13 protein-coding genes are annotated in these 18,286 nt (G+C 41.6%); 8 read left to right on the top strand and 5 right to left on the bottom strand.

Features of this window, described 5'->3' with window-relative positions:
* The first annotated feature begins 232 nt into the window (after window positions 1–232).
* From LKX84_RS15730 to LKX84_RS15720, 3 genes are all read left to right on the top strand, one after another.
* Window positions 233–1,138 (top strand): dihydrodipicolinate synthase family protein, encoded by a 906-nt coding sequence (locus LKX84_RS15730; protein WP_228238289.1) that lies wholly within the window; start codon window positions 233–235, stop codon window positions 1,136–1,138.
* 62 nt (window positions 1,139–1,200) lie between these two features.
* Entirely contained in the window at window positions 1,201–1,971 is a 771-nt protein-coding gene (locus LKX84_RS15725) for a creatininase family protein (RefSeq protein WP_228238287.1), read from the top strand.
* 31 nt (window positions 1,972–2,002) lie between these two features.
* Window positions 2,003–3,145 carry a sialidase family protein gene (locus tag LKX84_RS15720; protein ID WP_228238285.1) on the top strand — a complete coding sequence of 381 codons (1,143 nt, stop codon included), beginning with the start codon at window positions 2,003–2,005 and terminating at the stop codon, window positions 3,143–3,145.
* 82 nt (window positions 3,146–3,227) lie between these two features.
* Here LKX84_RS15720 and LKX84_RS15715 read toward each other — a convergent pair whose 3' ends face one another.
* Window positions 3,228–4,079: an AraC family transcriptional regulator gene (locus tag LKX84_RS15715; protein ID WP_228238283.1), complete on the bottom strand. Its 852-nt coding sequence runs from the start codon at window positions 4,077–4,079 to the stop codon at window positions 3,228–3,230.
* 135 nt (window positions 4,080–4,214) lie between these two features.
* Between LKX84_RS15715 and LKX84_RS15710 the strand changes: the two genes are divergently transcribed.
* From LKX84_RS15710 to LKX84_RS15700, 3 genes are read left to right on the top strand one after another with little or no spacing between them, the layout of a single operon-like run.
* The gene (locus LKX84_RS15710) at window positions 4,215–4,997 is read left to right on the top strand and encodes a phytanoyl-CoA dioxygenase family protein (protein WP_228238278.1); all 783 of its coding nucleotides are present in this window, start codon (window positions 4,215–4,217) and stop codon (window positions 4,995–4,997) included.
* Between the two features lie 29 nt (window positions 4,998–5,026).
* Window positions 5,027–6,004 (top strand): aldo/keto reductase, encoded by a 978-nt coding sequence (locus tag LKX84_RS15705; protein ID WP_228238274.1) that lies wholly within the window; start codon window positions 5,027–5,029, stop codon window positions 6,002–6,004.
* A gap of 3 nt (window positions 6,005–6,007) precedes the next feature.
* Window positions 6,008–6,733, top strand: coding sequence for a creatininase family protein (locus tag LKX84_RS15700; RefSeq protein ID WP_228238273.1), 726 nt, complete (start codon window positions 6,008–6,010; stop codon window positions 6,731–6,733).
* Between the two features lie 8 nt (window positions 6,734–6,741).
* On the opposite strand, the gene LKX84_RS15695 is transcribed toward LKX84_RS15700, so the two are convergent.
* On the bottom strand, window positions 6,742–7,455 hold the full coding sequence (locus LKX84_RS15695; protein ID WP_228238272.1) for a FadR/GntR family transcriptional regulator: 714 nt from the start codon (window positions 7,453–7,455) through the stop codon (window positions 6,742–6,744).
* 166 nt (window positions 7,456–7,621) lie between these two features.
* Between LKX84_RS15695 and LKX84_RS15690 the strand changes: the two genes are divergently transcribed.
* Together LKX84_RS15690 and LKX84_RS15685 are read left to right on the top strand one after the other, a co-directional pair.
* On the top strand, window positions 7,622–8,791 hold the full coding sequence (locus LKX84_RS15690; RefSeq protein WP_228238269.1) for an AGE family epimerase/isomerase: 1,170 nt from the start codon (window positions 7,622–7,624) through the stop codon (window positions 8,789–8,791).
* 74 nt (window positions 8,792–8,865) lie between these two features.
* Entirely contained in the window at window positions 8,866–11,475 is a 2,610-nt protein-coding gene (locus LKX84_RS15685) for a sodium:solute symporter family transporter (RefSeq protein ID WP_228238268.1), read from the top strand.
* Window positions 11,476–11,774: 299 nt separating this feature from the next.
* Here LKX84_RS15685 and LKX84_RS15680 read toward each other — a convergent pair whose 3' ends face one another.
* The 3 genes from LKX84_RS15680 to LKX84_RS15670 all read right to left on the bottom strand — a co-directional run bounded on the left by LKX84_RS15680 (window position 11,775) and on the right by LKX84_RS15670 (window position 18,160).
* Complete coding sequence (locus LKX84_RS15680) at window positions 11,775–13,277, bottom strand: RagB/SusD family nutrient uptake outer membrane protein (RefSeq protein ID WP_228238266.1); 1,503 nt, start codon at window positions 13,275–13,277, stop codon at window positions 11,775–11,777.
* Window positions 13,278–13,287: 10 nt separating this feature from the next.
* Window positions 13,288–16,455, bottom strand: a complete 3,168-nt coding sequence (locus LKX84_RS15675; RefSeq protein ID WP_317206481.1) for a TonB-dependent receptor — start codon at window positions 16,453–16,455, stop codon at window positions 13,288–13,290.
* A 781-nt stretch (window positions 16,456–17,236) separates the two neighbouring features.
* Window positions 17,237–18,160: a hydroxypyruvate isomerase family protein gene (locus tag LKX84_RS15670; RefSeq protein ID WP_228238262.1), complete on the bottom strand. Its 924-nt coding sequence runs from the start codon at window positions 18,158–18,160 to the stop codon at window positions 17,237–17,239.
* Window positions 18,161–18,286: the final 126 nt, after the last annotated feature.

The following is an 18,286-nucleotide window of genomic DNA, read 5'->3' as shown; positions in this document are numbered from 1 at the left end:
AATACATATAATTGCATTTTTTCAACTCAAAAAAGCCATGATAGTTTAACCTCATTGAACTCTTTCTTAACATTTTTAATATAAACCCAATACTGCAGAACTACTTACTGCCTAATTTCATGTACTGAAAATCAATGCTATCATTTAATATTTGAGAGAAACTGCAATAAAGTTATTGTGATGTTGAATCTTTTTATCTATATTTGATTTATGTAATACATAATGCTGATATATGAACGGACTAATTGCGGCAACTTATGCCCCAATGCACAACGATAAATCGTTAAATGTGGATATTATACCCTTGTATGGAAACTTCCTCACTCAGAATGGTGTAAAAGGAGCCTTCATCAATGGGTCAACAGGGGACTTTGCCTCCCTTAATACAGAAGAGCGAAAAGCATTGGCAAGTGCGTGGGGAAAGGTTAAATCTCAAGATCTCTTTGTAATCGATCATGTGGGGCATACCAGTATAGATGTAGCCAAAGAACTAGCAACACACTCTGCCGATAGGGTGGACGGCATTGCAGCCATTGCGCCATTTTACTTTAGGTTGTCCCGCTTGGACAAATTGGTGGAGTATTGTAAAGAGATAGCGGCTTGCGCCCCAAATATTCCCTTTTACTACTATCACATTCCAGAGTTGTCGGGAGCATCTTTTTCCATGGTGGATTTCCTTGAATTGGCAACTCCACAGATTCCAAATCTTGGAGGAATCAAGTTCACCAACAACAACATAGTAGACTATCAGTATGCCAAAGACTTCAATAAAGGCAGTGCAAATATTCTATTTGGTTACGATGAAATTTTTCTGTCAAGCCTGCCTTATGGTGCCAATGGTTGGGTAGGTAGCACCTATAATCATTTAGCCCCCTTATATTTATCCATAAGAAATGCTTTCAATGATGGCAATCATGAACTGGCAGCTGCCTTGCAACAGAAGTCCATGGAGTTTGTCGATTTGCTGAATGCCAAGGGAGGGTTTAGCGGGGCCGCTAAATCTTTCATGAAAGTATTGGGTGTAGACTGTGGACCAAGCAGGTTCCCACACACTACCCTTACGGACCTTCAAATTGAAGAAATCCACAACGCATTGATAGCCTTGGGGATTACACCGTACCTAAGCAAATTGAGATGACAAGGTCTTGGAGGAGATAGCATCAGAAAGAATGGATAGCCAAGGAATTTAAAGAAGTACTAATGGGAGCACCCAGACCCTACATTTTAGCAGAAAACAATTGGAAATTGGTCAAAGAAACCGACTATGGCATAGCTGTGTTGCCTTGGGGAGCAACCGAAGCCCATAATTACCATTTGCCGTATGCCACCGACAACATGCAGTCTGAAAACGCCGCTATTGAAAGTGCAAAATTGGCCTGGGACCGTGGAGTGAAATTGGTGGTGCTACCCACCCTTCCCTTTGGTGTAAATACCGGGCAAATGGACATCAAGTTGTGCATGAACCTAAATCCCAGCACCCAGTTCTCCATTTTGAAAGATGTGGTACAAGTGTTGGACGCACATGGCATTTATAAACTGGTGATTGTAAATGGCCACGGGGGAAACGATTTTAAACAAATCATCCGGGAGTTAAGTTTAGAATTCCCCAAAGTGTTTGTATGTACTCTAAATTGGTGGTGCAGTTTAGATACCAATACCTATTTCGAAGAACCGGGTGATCATGCGGGCGAACTTGAAACTTCGGTGATGATGTATCTAGCCCCTGAACTGGTATTACCACTTTCGGAAGCTGGATCAGGTACTGCCAAATCATTTAAGATAAAAGGGCTTAAACAAGGGTGGGTAAAAGCGCAACGCAAATGGACAGAAGTCACAGAGGACACTGGGGTTGGAAACCCAAAACAGGCCACCCAGGATAAAGGAAAGTTGTTTTTTGAACACTCCGTGAAAAATATAAGTGAATTTTTGGAAGAACTTTATCACACAGATATAGCGCATCTATATGAGTAGTACACCTAATAAATACGTAAACCAATTACAGATGAAAAAGACCATCATAGGACTGTTTTTAATTTCGGGGCTGTTTGCAATGGCCCAAAAAGAAACGCATGAGATTGCCGAAGGGGTGAAAGAATACCAGAATCTGTTCAATTCCTCCATGAAAGAAGGGGTGGCCTGTTATAGAATACCTTCCATTGTAATGGCTCCCAATGGAGACATTATTGCGGCTATTGATGAACGGGTGCCCACCTGTCACGATGTCAAATACAATCCCAATATCAATATTGTGGTAAGGAGGAGCAGCAATAACGGAAAAACATGGTCCCCAATAGAAACCGTGGTCGACTTCCCTTTGGGTCAATCAGGATCAGACCCTTCCATGATCGTGGATAGGGAAACCAAGGAAATCTTTTTGTTCTACAATTACATGGATTTGGACAAAGAGAAAAACGTCATTTACCTGCATATGGTAAAAAGTTCAGACCATGGTAAAACTTGGAGCAAACCCATCGATATCACCGACCAAGTGGCCAAACCCGAGTGGCGTACAGACTTTAAGTTCATTACTTCAGGCCGGGGCATCCAAACCAAGTCCGGGAAGCTTTTACACACCATGGTAAATTTAGAAAATGGGATGCACCTTATTGAAAGTGATGACCATGGCAAAACTTGGAGCCTTATCGATACCCCCATTGTTCCAGGGGACGAATCAAAGGTAGTGGAACTGGCCGATGGCCGTTGGATGATCAATGTAAGGGTCAACAAAGCTGGAATGCGCTACGTGCACGTTTCCAATGATGAAGGGAAAACCTGGGATACCTCCCCTGCGCCCGAGCTGATTGACCCAGCCTGTAATGCCAGTATTATACGATACACCTCCACTGAAGATGGTTTTAAGAAGAACAGGCTACTCTTTTCCAATGCAAAATCGGCCGACAAAAGGATGAACATGACGGTTCACATCAGCTATGATGAAGGTAAAACCTGGTCCGAGAGCAAAACTATCTATACCGGTGGTTCTGCCTATTCCTCCATGACCGTTTTAGAGAATGGGGATATCGGATTGTTTTTTGAAAAGGATGATTACACGGAAAATGCTTTTGTAAGTTTTTCATTGAAGTGGTTGACCGATGGAAAGGACAAATGGAAAAAACCCTCCAAAAAGCGAAAAAGAAAGTCCTAAGGCCTAGATAGGATTTTACTACAAAGTTAAGCTGGACTTACGGTGGTTTCCAACCCTCTGAAGTCCAGTTTTCTTTTATAGGTCATGCCAACCGTTTCACATATTCGCTGGGACTGCAGCCCACCACCGATTTGAATTGTTTGTTGAAGTTGGAAATACTCTGAAAACCGCTCCGGAAACTCACTTCTGTAATATTCAACTGACCTTCTCCCAAAAGTTTGCAAGCATACCCCGTTCGGTACTCGTTCAAATACACAAAGAATGTTCTTCTGGTCATTTTTTTGAAATACCTGCAAAATCCTTGGTTTGTCATATGCACAAGGCTGGCCACCTCAGTCAAGGAAATCTCCCTATTAAAATTGGAATGCACAAAACTATATATACGGTTGATTTTCAAATAATCATGCTCCCTGTAGTTGGGTAAATAAGCTGGACTCGTAATATATTCATGGGATGGGCTTCTACCTAATATTTCAAAAATGGATAGTATTTCCACCACACTTTTCATCGGTTTCATCCCCTTGGAAATCTGAAACATCTTCTCTGCTATGATGGCATTGTCGTCTCCTGTAAATTTCAGGCCACGTAGGGATCTTTTAAAAAGTCGGTTCATTTCATCAAGCTCCTCCCCTTGCAACCAAGCACCTTTCCACAGGCTGCTGTTCAATTGGATCACCAAGGATTGGGAAGGTTGGTTAAATTGATGTGAGCTTTCCCAGGAATGGGGCAGATTGGGCCCCAAAAAGAACAGATCTCCGCTTTTGAATGTCACCATGCGGTCACCTATTAAACTCTGTCCACTGCCCTGATGGATATAGGTAAGTTCAAATTCCGGGTGAAAATGGAACAGACCATCAAAACGCGGAACCTTGTAGTTTTTTACCACAAACAGCCGTTCTTTCTCTATGTCTATCTTTTGGTACAGAGGCTTCATAGTACCATAAAAATAACACTAATTAACCATTGTTTGCCCACACAAAGTTAATATAGTGGCATTATTCCGTCATATTGATGTAGTACAGAGGTTCCAATCTGCTCAATTTTGTATACACAATCTTAATCAAACCAAATGAAACCCACCGATATTTTAAACGATAAGACCTTTTGCAACAAACTAAGGCAAGATTTTTTAAGGGACGGCTATATCCTATTCCGCAATTTCCTTCAGCAAGATGAAATTGAACTGGTAAACACCAAAATCCAGGAATTCATCAAAACAAGGGTCAGTGATATGCCGGCCAAGGAAGTGTACTATGAGGATATTGATAATAAAGACACCCTTAAACAGTTACAGAAACTTTTTGCATATGACCCCTTCTTCTTTGATATGATGTTCGGCAGTCGCTTCGAAAAATTGGCGTCCATTGTTTTGGATGACAATGTGGAGGGAAAGAACATGCAATATTTCAACAAACCTTCCAAAATTGGGAAACCTACCCCGCCCCATCAAGACGGGTATTATTTTATGCTCACACCAAATGAGGCCGTTACCATGTGGATGCCTTTGGAACCCGTAGATGAAGAAAACGGCTGCGTCAGGTATGTAAAAGGTTCCCATAGGTACGGCATCCGTAGTCATGGCAGAACGGGGACTTTGGGATTTTCACAGGGCATAATGGATTTTGGGTGTCCCAATGACGTTGCCAATGAGGTGTTTTTTCCAACTCAACCTGGCGATTTACTGGTACACCATTCGTTGACCATCCATAGAGCGGATGGCAATACCAGTGAACGCACCAGAAAGGCCCTAGGGTTCATTTACTACGCCGAAAAGGCAAAAGAGGATAAAGCGGCCCATGAAGCCTATGCCCAGAATTTGGCCAAAGAACTGGCCGAGGACAAAAAGATATAACCCCGAATTATTCTTAGCACATTGATCTAATGGAGTATAGAAAATTTGGAAAATCGGATTGGAAGGTAAGTGAAATAGGCTTTGGTGGCTGGCAATTGGGTGGTACTTGGGGAAAGGTAGATGACAAAAATTCCATAGAAACCTTATTGTATGCCTTTGAAAAAGGGGTGAATTTTGTGGACACAGCCTATGCCTACGGAAACGGTCATAGTGAAAGCGTCATTGGAAAAGCACTGGACCAATGGAATTCCGGAAAAATATATGTGGCCACCAAGGTAACCCCTTTGCTGGATAAAATCAAAAATCAACATGCCACTCCTTCCATAGCTGATTGCTATCCAAGATGGCATATTCGGGAAATTGTGGAGGGAAGTTTAAAAAGACTGGGGACAGAACGTTTGGATTTGATACAATTGCACTTATGGTTGGAAGATGGAATCACCAATCTGGAATGGCTACAAACGCTTACCACCCTTAAAAACGAAGGCAAGATTGATAAAATTGGCGTGTCGTTGGCAGATATCAGGCCCGAACAGGGCATGGAACTGGCAAAAACTGGTTGGGTGGACAGCATACAGGTCCTTTTCAATATGTTTGAACAGGAGCCTTTCGATGCCCTTTTCCCTGAAAGCCATAAATCAGGAACGGCCATTATAGCCAGGGTGCCATTAGATTCAGGCGCTTTGACAGGTACTTGGACCGAAAACACTTTTGAGGGGTGGGCAAAAAATGACAAGCGTCGCTTAATGTACAGAGGCGATAGGTTCAAGGAAACGTTACGCAGGGTGGCCGCTATAAAAAAGTTATGCGACCCGCATTATCCCACTTTGGCCGAGGCAGCCTTGCGATATTCTTTATACCCCAAAGAAGTTTCGGTGGTAATTCCGGGAATGCGAAACAAACAGGAAGTGGATTTGAATGCAGCCATTTCGGATGGAAAACGGTTCAACCCCGAACTTGTGGAAATGTTGAAGCCACATCGATGGAAACACGAATTTTATAGTTAAGACATGAAAGCTGAAGAGTTGGAGCAGCTACAAATAGAACGGTTAAACCCACTTGAAATCGAAAAGTCCCTCGAACAGCGGTCATTGGTATTTATTCCACTAGGGGCCATTGAATGGCACGGACTGCATTTGCCCATAGGTTTGGATGGCCTAACATCCCATGGGATATGCCTTAGGGTGGCCCATGAAATTGGTGGACTTGTGATGCCACCGCTCTATTACGGCATGTCTGCCAGTATATGGCATCATCCGTATACCATACTGATTGAAGAAGAGGCCGTTTTCATAAAAATATTGAAAACTACCTTGACCCGCTTGGAAGCAAGTGGGGTTCAAAAGGTCGTTATTTTTACAGGGCACTTTGCCTTAAAACAACTACAGGCATTGGACGAGCTAAAACAGGAATGGACAACTATCGGCAAATCCTTGGAGTTGCACCTATTTTCTATTGCCGATTGTCCCAAGGTAGGTATAGAAGCCGACCATGGCGCCATTTTTGAGACCTCCGTTTTGGGAGAACTGCATCCCAACCTGGTCAAATTGGAAAACTTGCCTTCCAAAGACCTGTTTCCCGCAAATGATATAGACGGCAATAGCAAGGGAGACCACAGACGCGACCGTGACAATGTGCTTTTTGGCATATTGGGGGATGACCCACGAAACTACAACAAGGAAACTGCCGCAACCATTTTTCAACAAATCATCCAGTGGTTGGTCAGATCCGTTTGAGTCCCCTATTAAATTTTCTTGAAAATTTGATCAAAATGGGGTTCCAAGTGCCTTCTCATAGCTGTCCTAAACGTCTCAGGGGTACCCACCTTCAAGTTGTCCATCAACATTCTGTGGGTTACAAATTGTCCGCTGGAGTATTCATAACCTATGGTCAATGTGCGATTGGAATACACATATTCAAATACGGGCAGAAGAAGATTTTGGAACCTTCTCAAGGTTTCATTTTTGGACATTTCATATAGCTTCCCATGAAATGCAATTTCCTTTTCCATGGAGAATACCGTTTTTTCAAAAGAGGTTTCTTCCTCCGCCACCACAATTTCCTCTAATTCCATCATATCCTTTTCGGTTTTATACTCAAAAAGGAAGTCGGCCATTCCCATTTCCATGATAAGCCGTAGCTCGAACAAATTCTTAAGGGTATCCGAAGCCAACAGCGTAGGATCCATCATCCTTTGGATACTGTCCATAATATCCGGATTGGTCAAGATCATGCCCCTATGTTTTTTTGATTCTATAAGACCAAAGGTGCGCAGCCTCAATATGGCCTCCCTAACCACTGTTCTACTTACCCCCAAAGATTGGGCAAAATCCAGTTCTTTTGGAATAGAGTCCCCGGCTTGCAGCTTATTTTCCTTTATATATTCCAACAAGCGAGCCTCTACCTTATCTACTAATGAGGATGTTTCTATGGGCTGTATGTTCGTGAGTTTTTTCATAAATAATTAAGTCTCGTTTACCGCTCATCGTCAATGGATCGGCAACAAATGTACTAATGTTATCAGTTATGTTATACTTTTTTCAAAAATCGATCATGTTCCGTTTAAAAAACATTCCAATATACTAAAAAAATTATATATTCGTATTATGTATAACATATATTGAATGCAACAATCAAATATATACAAGGACGCTCTGCTGAATGATGTAATACCGTTTTGGCAACAACATTCCCTTGATCATCAGAACGGTGGATATTTCTCCTGTTTAGATATGAAGGGAGAAGTGTACGATACGGACAAATTCATCTGGCTTCAGGGAAGGCAGGCTTGGACATTTTCTATGCTATATAATGAGGTGGAATCCGATGAAAAGTGGCTTGAAATTGCAAAATCAGGGATTGATTTTATTAGAAAGCATGGTATGGATAAGGAAGGTAATTTCTATTTTTCCGTGACAAAAGAAGGACAACCTCTTATACAGCCCTATAATATCTTTTCGGATTGCTTTGCAGCAATGGCCTTTGGTCAGTATGCCAGGGCTACGGGCGATGACGAAATAAAATCTCTTGCTGGCCAAACTTATCGTAACATACTTAAAAAAAGAGACACTCCAAAAGGGGTTTACGAAAAACAAACCGGTACTAGACCCCTAAAAGGATTCGCATTACCCATGATATTATCCAATTTGGTTTTGGAACTTGAAGATGTGTTGGACCCACAAGAAGTTGAACAAACCATAAACTTCAGTGTAAACCAGGTAATGGGCGATTTTTTACATAAAGAAACTGGGATTATTTATGAATTTGTAACGCCAAATGGAAAATTTGAGGACAGCTTCAACGGACGGTTATTAAATCCAGGTCATGGAATTGAAGCCATGTGGTTCATGATTGACATAGGTGCCAGGACCAATAATCACGACCTTATCAAAAAAGCAACCCAAATTATTCTCAATATACTAGAATATAGCTGGGATCGAGAGTATGGAGGTATTTATTATTTTATGGATGCAAAAGGTAAACCACTACAACAATTGGAATGGGACCAAAAATTATGGTGGGTACATTTGGAATCTCTTGTAGCTTTGACAAAAGCTTACCTGCATACCCGTGATGAAACGGTCCTAAAATGGTACAATAAGGTTCACGACTATGCTTGGGCACATTTTCCCGACCCAGGGAATGGCGAATGGTTTGGCTATCTTAACAGGCAAGGGGAACCTTTGAACACCTCAAAAGGTGGAAAATGGAAAGGATGTTTCCACGTACCCAGAGCCTTATACCAATGCTGGAAAAGTTTTGAACAGATTGAGCACTCCCAAACTTATGAATAACCCATGCAACCTTAAATAAACCTAACTTCAAGCCACCTTGAATTGGAAGGCAAAAAACGCACAAACAAACCCCCATGAAAATAAACAAATCACTTTTTTTGTCCCTTTTAATTATATCTTGGTGCAGCTCCTTACTTTTCTCGCAAAACACCTCGGCATTACAAGTTAATTTTGAGTCGGAAATCCCACCTAGGGGCAACGATTCCATTTCTTTGGGTTACGCAGGTATGATGGGCGGTGTACACCAGGATATTGTGATTGCTGCGGGCGGGGCCAATTTTCCCAATGCCACCACATCGGAAGGAGGTCAAAAAAAATGGTACGACCATATCTATTGGTTGGAAAATGGCACATGGACACTCGCCAAACAAACTTTGCCCACACCCTTGGCCTACGGAGCCTCGGTATCCACCCCTGAAGGCATATTGTGCATTGGGGGAAACAATGAAAACCATACCAGCAATAAGGTTTTCCTACTGACCTTCAACCCAGCCAAAAAAGAAGTTGAATTGGCATTTTATCCCGATCTGCCCGAACCGATGGCCTATAACCAAGCAATTTTTGCAGATGGGTTTGTTTACGTTACAGGTGGGTTAAATGATGGATCAAGCACCAATTCTTTTTATCGGATTCAACTTCAGAAAAAGGACCGCTGGGAAAAACTTCAGGATTTCCCGGGCGAACCACGGGCATTGCACACCATGGTCGCACAGGAAACGGCAAAATCCAAAAGTATTTTTGTGATCGGCGGAAGAAATCAAAAGAAGGACCAACCATCCACATTTCACACAACCTTTCTTTCCTATAATCTTCAGAAACAACAATGGAAAAATGAAGGGGATTTACACATTAAGGGTTCCAAAAAAGTGGTCATGGGTGCCGCAGCAGTGCCATCGGGATCTATGCATCTTTTGGTGTACGGGGGCTCGGATGAGCTATTGTTCCAACAATTGGAAAGATTGGCGATGGATATCAAATCGGCAGCGAATGACAGCACAGCACAAGCTCTGACCCTTAAAAAAGAGGAGATTCTCAAAAACCACCCTGGTTTCAGTCACGAAGTACTCGCCTATAACACGATGACCCACAAATGGTCTGTATATGATTCCTTGAAGATCAAACTTCCTGTTACCTCCCTTGGTATTAAAAAAGAGGATGTTTTTTTACTGGTATCCGGTGAAATTTCACCGGGGGTCAGAACACCAAAGGTGTACAGGTTCAAAGATACCGAGGCAACCCATGCCTTTGGATTTATCAATTATTCCGTATTGTTTTTATACCTGTTGATTTCTTTGCTCATTGGGGTATACTTTGCACGCAAGCAAAAATCCACCGCTGATTATTTCATTGGAGGGGGGAGAATTCCATGGTGGGCCTCCGGGCTGAGTGTTTTTGGAACCTTGTTGAGTGCCATCACTTTTATGGCCATCCCGGCTAAATCATTTACAACGGATTGGTCTTTTTTTATGTTGAATATGGCAGGTGTTGCCATTGCTCCCGTTATAGCCTATCTGTTCATCCCATTTTTTAACCGTTCTAACATTTCTACGGCCTATGAATTTTTAGAGAAAAGGTTCAACTATTTTGCCCGGGCCCTTGGAAGTGTTTCCTTCATCCTTTTCCAACTTGGAAGAATAGGAATCGTGCTTTTGTTGCCCTCTTTGGCTATCTCCATAGTTACCGGTATCTCTGTTGAAATGTGTATTTTAATCATGGGAATATTATGCATCATCTATACCACTTTTGGAGGTATAGAAGCCGTAATATGGACCGATGTGATGCAGGTAATTGTGCTTATGGGCGGAAGCATTGTTGCCATCATCTGGATTATGATGTATACGGATTCCTCTATAAGTGAAATGTTGACATATGCCTCTGAAAAGGAGAAGTTCAACATCATGAATTTTGACCTTAATTTTACCGAACCCACCTTTTGGGTCGTTTTCTTGGGAGGTTTGGCCTCTGCTATGGTCACCCAAGGGACCGACCAAACCGTGGTTCAGCGATTTTTGACAAGTAGCAACATCAAAAACTCCCAAAAGACACTTTTCACCAGTTCCTTTCTTATACTTCCCTCTTCCTTCATTTTTTTTGCAATAGGGACCTTGTTGTATATTTTTTATTCTGAAATGCCCGAGAAACTTTCGCCTGCCTTGGCCAATAACGACTCCATATTTCCTTGGTTTATTGTAAAGGAGCTTCCAATGGGTATTTCTGGCTTATTGATTGCTGGGATTTTTTCCGCGGCCATGTCCAGTATCAGCAGTAGCCTAAATTCTGTTTCCACCGCCTTCTGCAATGACTTGTACAAAAGGTATCACCCTAATGTGTTTGATTTAAAATTATTAAGAATTGCTAGGATCACAACAGCATTCGCAGGGATTTTCGGGGTTTTGTTGGCCCTTTGGATGGCAAATTCCAATATCAAATCTCTTTGGGATCAATTTTATAGGTTCTTAGGCTTGTTTACAGGTGGTTTGGGTGGTATGTTCCTATTGGGAATGCTCACCAAGCGGGCCAATACAAAAGGCGCTATGATAGGTTTGGCTTTAAGTACCCTAATCTTATGGTATGTAAGCAGCTATACCGCAATAAATTTTCTGATGTACTCTTTGATCGGAGTTGGCTCCTGTTTTGTTATTGGGTACTTTTTCAGCCTTGTTCTAAAGGACAAAAAGCAGTAGACCAACAATTTCAAAAGAACTATAACTAAATCAGTATACCACTGCTGTACCCTACTCTGGGATGTATCGGTACAAATAGTGTGGTTCAAATGGCTTGTATTGTTGCTTAAAATGAGCTCCTTTTAACTTCATATGGGGCTTAAAGAGACCATATTTGCACTAATATGGAGCTTGAAGAAAGAGAAGTATCTTAAAGGATTGCGCAGTTTTTCCAATATGGTAATAAAAAAAGGAAGGCGATTTGCCTTCCTTTTTGCAACTGACTCAAAATTAATCAACTAAACTAACACTCAAAATTATTAATAACCCTCCGTTTGTTCCAACAATGGGTTCCTACCAATCATGTCAATGGAAATTGGCAACTGTAGCAGATAGCTTTCGCTTGGGGATATATAATCGTTGTTGTCAAAAACATAGGTATCCCCTGCCCTTCTCAAATCCCACCATCTTTTGCCTTCTGTTGCAAATTCCTTGAATCTTTCCTCAAGAATGGCATCGGTATTTTCAGACTGGGAACCATTGGTGTAACCGTGTATGGTCACATTATAATTACTCCCATACGCCCTGGCACGAACGGCATTAATTTCAGTGGAAGGGTCTTCCCCCAATAAATTTTTGGCTTCTGCAATCAACAAAAGGACATCAGCGTACCTATATAAAGGCACATCATTTGTAGTGATCCTAGACCCTGAAACAACAGTACCTATAAACTTTTTGGTCATGGCCCCGGCATAGGCATCACTATCGTAGGTTGGATAACCGGCCCCTCCGTTATCGTCTTTATAGAGCTTAATGAACGTCTCGGTACTTCTGCTGTCCAATGGATCGTCCAAGGCAAGTAGTATTTTTTCAGATGGGCCATACCGGTTATTTCCATTCACGGTAAAATCGCCCATGGAATTTCCATATTGGTCAAACTGGGGTTGAATTTCCGTACCCCGGCCAGTTAAGGCACTATAAAAATTATACGCCTCATCCTGCTCATAATCAAAACTGAAAATAAATTCGTTGTTTTCCTGGTTGGCATAGTCCCACACAGCTGCAAAGTCACTTTCCAAGGCAACATTCAATGCAGCAATCTGTTCCAAGGCATTTTTGGCTTCCTGAAAGTCGGCATTACCACCACCCAATATGTTTCCGGACCAAATGTATACATCTCCTTTTAAGGCCAGAGTAGCCGCTTTGGACCAGTAGATGCGTTTATTGTTCCAATAAGATCCGTCTGATCCAAAGTAATCAAGGGAAGTGGCCAAATCATCTTTGATCAATTGCATTACCTCGCTTTTGGGAGATCTTGCCTTGCTAACGTTGGCCGGGTCTATGTTGACTTGTGGTTCGGTAGAAATAGGTACTTTGCCCCATGTTCTTAAAAGGGCGTAATAATAAAATGCCCTCATACCATACGCCTGTCCCATCATATGGGATTGCTCATCTGGATTATTGAATTCTACATTGGGTACATTGGCAATGAAATCATTCAACCGGTGTATGTAGGTATACAAACCCGCCCAATTGTCAAACGGAACTACGGAAGAACTAATATTGGATTCAATGTAGCCTACATTGCTGGGTGTTTCAAAAGTATTGCCACCGAACATATCGCTTCTAACCTCTCCCATAATCCAAAAATTACCGGCATTGGACCTAAAGTTGGCATAGAGACCTGCATGTGCGGCCCTAGCCCCGTCTTCAGAATCCCAAAACCCCTGAAAGGTTAAGGTACTTGGGGAAGTAATGTCCAATTCTTTCTCACACGAACAAAGTACAAATGAACAGATTATAAAATATAGTATTTTTTTCATGATGTAAGTTTTACAGTGTTATATCAATTCCCAATGTGAAGGTAACCGGCATGGGAAAATCCCCTGCTCTTAATCCTCCTAGCTCAGGTGTAGGGGTTGTGGTATTTTTAAAATAATATAGATTGGAACCGGTAACAAAAATTTTTAGTCCCTTCAAAAAATTATCTTTTAACTGATTGGTATCCAGGTCATAACTCAAGGTTACTTCCCTTAAAGCCAAATAATCCCCTTTTTCCCAGAGACGTGAGTTGCCTCTAAGGATATTCTTTTGGTAATCCACAAATACAAACCTGGGGACATCTGTATCCCTATTTTCAGGAGTCCAAGAATCCAACAACTCCGTAAATGAATTCAGGTTACCTTGGTTTTGTGCCAATCCTCTCTCCCTCCCTAGGTTCTTAACAAGATGTCCCACGGCAAAATCGGTTTTAACATAAAAATTAAACCGCTTGTAGGTAAGACTGGAGGAAAAGCCCCCAATGAAATCCGGGGTGGTCCTACCCAATACTTTTTGATCCTGATAATCAATAACGTTATCATTATTAAGGTCCTTCCAGGCCACATCACCGGGGAATCTAGAGGTGGGATTGGGAAGCAATACATCTTCCCTAGTGGCATGTGCATCTACTGCTGCTTGATCCCTGTAGATATAGTCCTGCACATAAGCAACAACCACGTCGGTTCCCACTCGCTGCCCTTCTTGCAATCCTCCTACCCAAACCAAGTCCCCCACCTTGGGATCGTAAACCTGGGTTCCACCTTGTCGGTTCAATTCATTGTCATTTTCCGGAAGTTTCTGTACATAAGACCTTACCTTGGAATAGGTTCCAGAGATATTCCATTGTACATTTTCACTGTTGATCAACCGTGCGTTCAAGGTGAGTTCCAGACCTTTGTTCCTCAGCGTACCATTATTTGTGGTAATGGAGCTGAACCCTGTCCAGATAGGAAGCGTCAGATCAGCAATTTTATCCTTTACATCCCTAACAAAATACTCTCCTATTATAGAGATCCTATTGTTGAACAGACCAAGATCCAAACCTGTATTCAAAGTAGTAGACCTTTCCCATCGCAGGTCCAAAGTAGGCAAGCCGGTATTTCCATACCCTGTTTGTCCATCGTATATACCCTGCGATCCATAGGACCCATATACCTCATAGAGGCCCAAAGCAGAAACTTTACCATTTACCCCATAACTGATCCTTGGCTTAAAATTGTTGACCACCTTGGCCAATCCTGTTTCCTTATAAAATTCTTCATTATGTAGGTTCCACCCGAAGGATGCTCCGGGGAAGAAACCAAATTTATCGTTGCCCAACCTTGAAGATCCATCATTTCTAAAAGTAAGCCCTAACAAATATTTTTGTCCGTAATCATAAGTCAGCTGACCAAAGGTAGACGTCAGCACATCATCGGACTCTGAAGAGGTTGGAATACCATTCGCTTCGCTACCTGCATTCAATGTAGTTATTAGATCGGTAGGCGAATTCCTTGTTCCTGCAGAAAATACAAACTCATTGTTTTTATAGATTTCGGCCCCTAAGAGTAGATTAAGGTTGTGATTTTCCCCAAGGGTTCTCTTATAATTGGCCAAACCGGTCAACTGATTCCTTAACGTTCTTTCCAAACTGGCACTGGCATTTCTGGAAGTATTCAGGTTTCCGCCGGAGAGGTAGGCCTTATTGAAGGCCTCGTTGTGATTGTTGATCGTAAAGTGGCTTCCCCTTACCGTTAATCGAAGATCTTTTATGGGATCCCAATCCAAGGATAGGGAAACCGCCAATCGTTGTTCCAGATTTTTTCTTATAAACTTATCCTGATAATACAAGGGGTTACCAAAACCTGAATTGGTTCCTGGACTCAAGGTGCTGCTCAATGATCCATCAGGATTGTTGATATAGATCCTGTTGGTAGGGGCCTGGCCTGCAAACCTTCTAAAAATAAAATCAGTAGATCCAAGAGGGCTATTGCTCAAATTGGAGTGGATGTAATTGACAGTAGCACTGACCTCAAGATTATCGCGCACCTTGTAAGAACCCGTAAACTTACCGGAATATCGTTTGAAACCAGACTTTAGGATGATTCCGTCATTATCCAAAAAGCCAAGTCCTAGATAAAATGTACCTTTCTCATTGCCCCCGTCAAAGGATGCATAATGATCTTTGGAATAACTGTTTTGATATATAAGGTCGTCAAAACGATTTTCTTGGAACAAAATTTCCCTAGAGGGATCCAACGGGTCGGTAACGGTCTCCCACCCGTCATAATTTAGTAAGTAGCGGTTGTCATCGGTTAAATATTGGACCGTAAAAGGAGAATCCGTTGTATTGTTTCCTGTTCCAAATGCTGTTGGGCCATTTAAAAAAGTGGCATCGTAATTGTTTCTACCCGATGCCTCATTGTAGTAAGCCACCGCCTGTCTATTATATTTTATAAAGTCAGCCCCTCCAATATAATCGGCAGTTTTCCGCTTTTCATTAACACTATAGCGATAGTTGTACCTGAAACTGGACCTTCCTATTTTCCCTTTTTTCGTTGTGACCAAAATCACTCCGTCAGCAGAACGCGCCCCATATATAGCGGTGGCAGCGGCATCTTTTAACACCTCTATGGATTCAATGTCATCGGAATTTAGCCCATAAAAGCTGGAAGGTACTCCATCGACCAATATTAAAGGAGAACCTCCACCATCAAATGTGGTGCCTCCTCTTAACACTATGGACGGCGTTGAACCAGGTTGTCCACTGGTATTTACCACACTAAGTCCAGCTATGGTACCTTGCAAGGCCGTACCAACATTGGAACGTGTAGAGGTTTCCAAAATTTTGGTATCCAATTTGGAAACAGAGGTGGCCAATGTGTTTCTGGTTTGCGTTCCGTAACCTACCACCACTACCTCATCCAGTTGCGAAGTATCTTCGGTCAATGTGACATTGATGGTGGATTGGTCCCCAACCTCAATTTCCTTGGACACAAACCCTAGATAGCTTATGACCAGAATATCCTTTGGATTAGCATTGATCATAAAGTTACCATCAAAATCACTTTGAACCCCATTGGTTGTGCTCTTCACCAATATACTGGCTCCGGGAAGTGGTTGGCCCAAGTGATCGGAAATAGTTCCCCTGACCATTTTTTCTTGGGCACTAATAGCCGAAGAAAGAAAAAAAATTGTCAAGGCAAATAGACAATTTAAAGTTTGGATGTTTGGTTTCATTTCAATTTGTTATTATGTATTACATAATCCAATATTAGATAAAAAATTATTGTTCACCAAATATTTCTAGTGTTTTTATGTTAAATGTTCCCTGTTGGTCCATCTAAAAAATGACATTCAAACCATGGCTTCCCTTGCAGGACAACGAGCGGAATAGATTTACACAATCCATAGAAAATTAAGTACATAGCTAGCAATAGCTCCTGATAATACTAAGCTTCTCTCAACAAAAAGAAATAAGGAATTTTACAGGTACTTTAAGGTTTATGTACCATGTAAATGGTCAGTTTTGAACAAATACAGAGCCTTAAACAGGCAAAAAAGACTCTAATCAGTTTTATGTAGTACATTTACAACACCCTGTATGGCGACCAAATACAATGATTATTAGTATACTGAGACATCGGTTTGAACTCCTATAAGGTTGAAGATCAAGATACTTCAAATTACTATTAGGTTTATCTTGGTGAAAGTTTTGTCATAGGCAAACTTGGGTGTCCTCTTTCAAGTCCTCACTAGATAATTATAATCATCATAAGATAGATCCGGAATCAAAATAAACAATAACCGTGATTACCGTTCTTTAGTTTTTTCACCGCTTATGGTGAGGGGAAAGAATACGAAAACATTTATATGTTTACAAAATCAATTACAAAGAGCTTACGGTAAACTTTGTCCCTAATTCAACCCTTGGAATTGTGTTTGATATAGACCAATTATGGTTTACTTACTACAAGAAATATCAAAATGAATCAGTAATCCTATAGGCTTCTATTACGGCCTGCTCACCTTTCTTGCCTTCAATGGAATTACCATGCTCCATACCCACAATTCCGGTAAATCCCTTAGAATGGATATGCTTGAAAACATTTTTATAGTTTATTTCCCCCGTGGTAGGTTCATTTCTTCCGGGGTTATCGCCAACCTGAAAATAACCGATCTCGTCCCAACATGCATCTATGTTTGGAATAAGGTTACCTTCTTGAATTTGTTGGTGATAAATATCGAAAAGTATCTTGCAAGATGGACTATCCACGGACTTGCATATTTCAAAGGCTTGTGGGCTATCCGTTAAAAATAGTCCAGGATGGTTGCGAAAGTTCAAGGGCTCCAAAACCATCGTCAACCCATGGGGTTCCAAAAGCGAGCAAGCTTGTTTCAATGATTCTATGACATTGGCGGTCTGATATCCTTTTCGCAATCTCAGGTCCACATGACCGGGAACCACGGTAATCCATTTGGCGTTAACCCTTTTGGCAACCTCAATGGACTCCTTTATCTCCTTCAGGAACTTTTCACGTAGTGACATATCTCCACTGGCAAGGTTGGGTTTGTCCCAATAAATTTCATGGGCCACAAATACCCCCATTGAAATACCTCTCTCCATCATGGTTTTGGCCATTTTCTCCTGAAGGCTTTGGTCCCTTCCCTTCATCTCATTATCCTCAAAAGCGGTAAAGCCCATATCCGCCATAAAATTCAGCTGGTCAATGGGATCATTACCTGCGGATTCCTTGAACATTCCCAAATGGGGCGCGTAATTAAGTTTGAATGGTTTTTGTTCTTTTTCAGGGCTCCATTCGGAGGCAGATAATACTCCTGCTCCCCCCAAACCTAAAGCTGTGGATACAACCATCTTTTTTTTCACAAAGTCCCTTCGGTTCATACAGTATTTACTTTTAAAAAATCTTTTGGTGAGGTGTTACATCTTCAAAACCATGCTTTAAATATAACCAGAATTGTATGGAATAAACCCTAAATTCTTAAATTCCATGAGAGTTGTGGCAAACTG

Source organism: Allomuricauda sp. M10, from assembly GCF_020782875.1.
Lineage (GTDB): Bacteria > Bacteroidota > Bacteroidia > Flavobacteriales > Flavobacteriaceae > Flagellimonas.
Note: the sequence above shows the minus strand (reverse complement) of the source record. Positions and strands in the feature narration are given on the sequence as shown.

Coding starts and splice junctions, on each gene's coding strand:
- LKX84_RS15730 (WP_228238289.1), top strand. CDS start 233: ATGAACGGACTAATTGCGGCAACTTATGCCCCAATGCACAACGATAAA.
- LKX84_RS15725 (WP_228238287.1), top strand. CDS start 1,201: ATGGGAGCACCCAGACCCTACATTTTAGCAGAAAACAATTGGAAATTG.
- LKX84_RS15720 (WP_228238285.1), top strand. CDS start 2,003: ATGAAAAAGACCATCATAGGACTGTTTTTAATTTCGGGGCTGTTTGCA.
- LKX84_RS15715 (WP_228238283.1), bottom strand. CDS start 4,079: ATGAAGCCTCTGTACCAAAAGATAGACATAGAGAAAGAACGGCTGTTT.
- LKX84_RS15710 (WP_228238278.1), top strand. CDS start 4,215: ATGAAACCCACCGATATTTTAAACGATAAGACCTTTTGCAACAAACTA.
- LKX84_RS15705 (WP_228238274.1), top strand. CDS start 5,027: ATGGAGTATAGAAAATTTGGAAAATCGGATTGGAAGGTAAGTGAAATA.
- LKX84_RS15700 (WP_228238273.1), top strand. CDS start 6,008: ATGAAAGCTGAAGAGTTGGAGCAGCTACAAATAGAACGGTTAAACCCA.
- LKX84_RS15695 (WP_228238272.1), bottom strand. CDS start 7,455: ATGAAAAAACTCACGAACATACAGCCCATAGAAACATCCTCATTAGTA.
- LKX84_RS15690 (WP_228238269.1), top strand. CDS start 7,622: ATGCAACAATCAAATATATACAAGGACGCTCTGCTGAATGATGTAATA.
- LKX84_RS15685 (WP_228238268.1), top strand. CDS start 8,866: ATGAAAATAAACAAATCACTTTTTTTGTCCCTTTTAATTATATCTTGG.
- LKX84_RS15680 (WP_228238266.1), bottom strand. CDS start 13,277: ATGAAAAAAATACTATATTTTATAATCTGTTCATTTGTACTTTGTTCG.
- LKX84_RS15670 (WP_228238262.1), bottom strand. CDS start 18,160: ATGAACCGAAGGGACTTTGTGAAAAAAAAGATGGTTGTATCCACAGCT.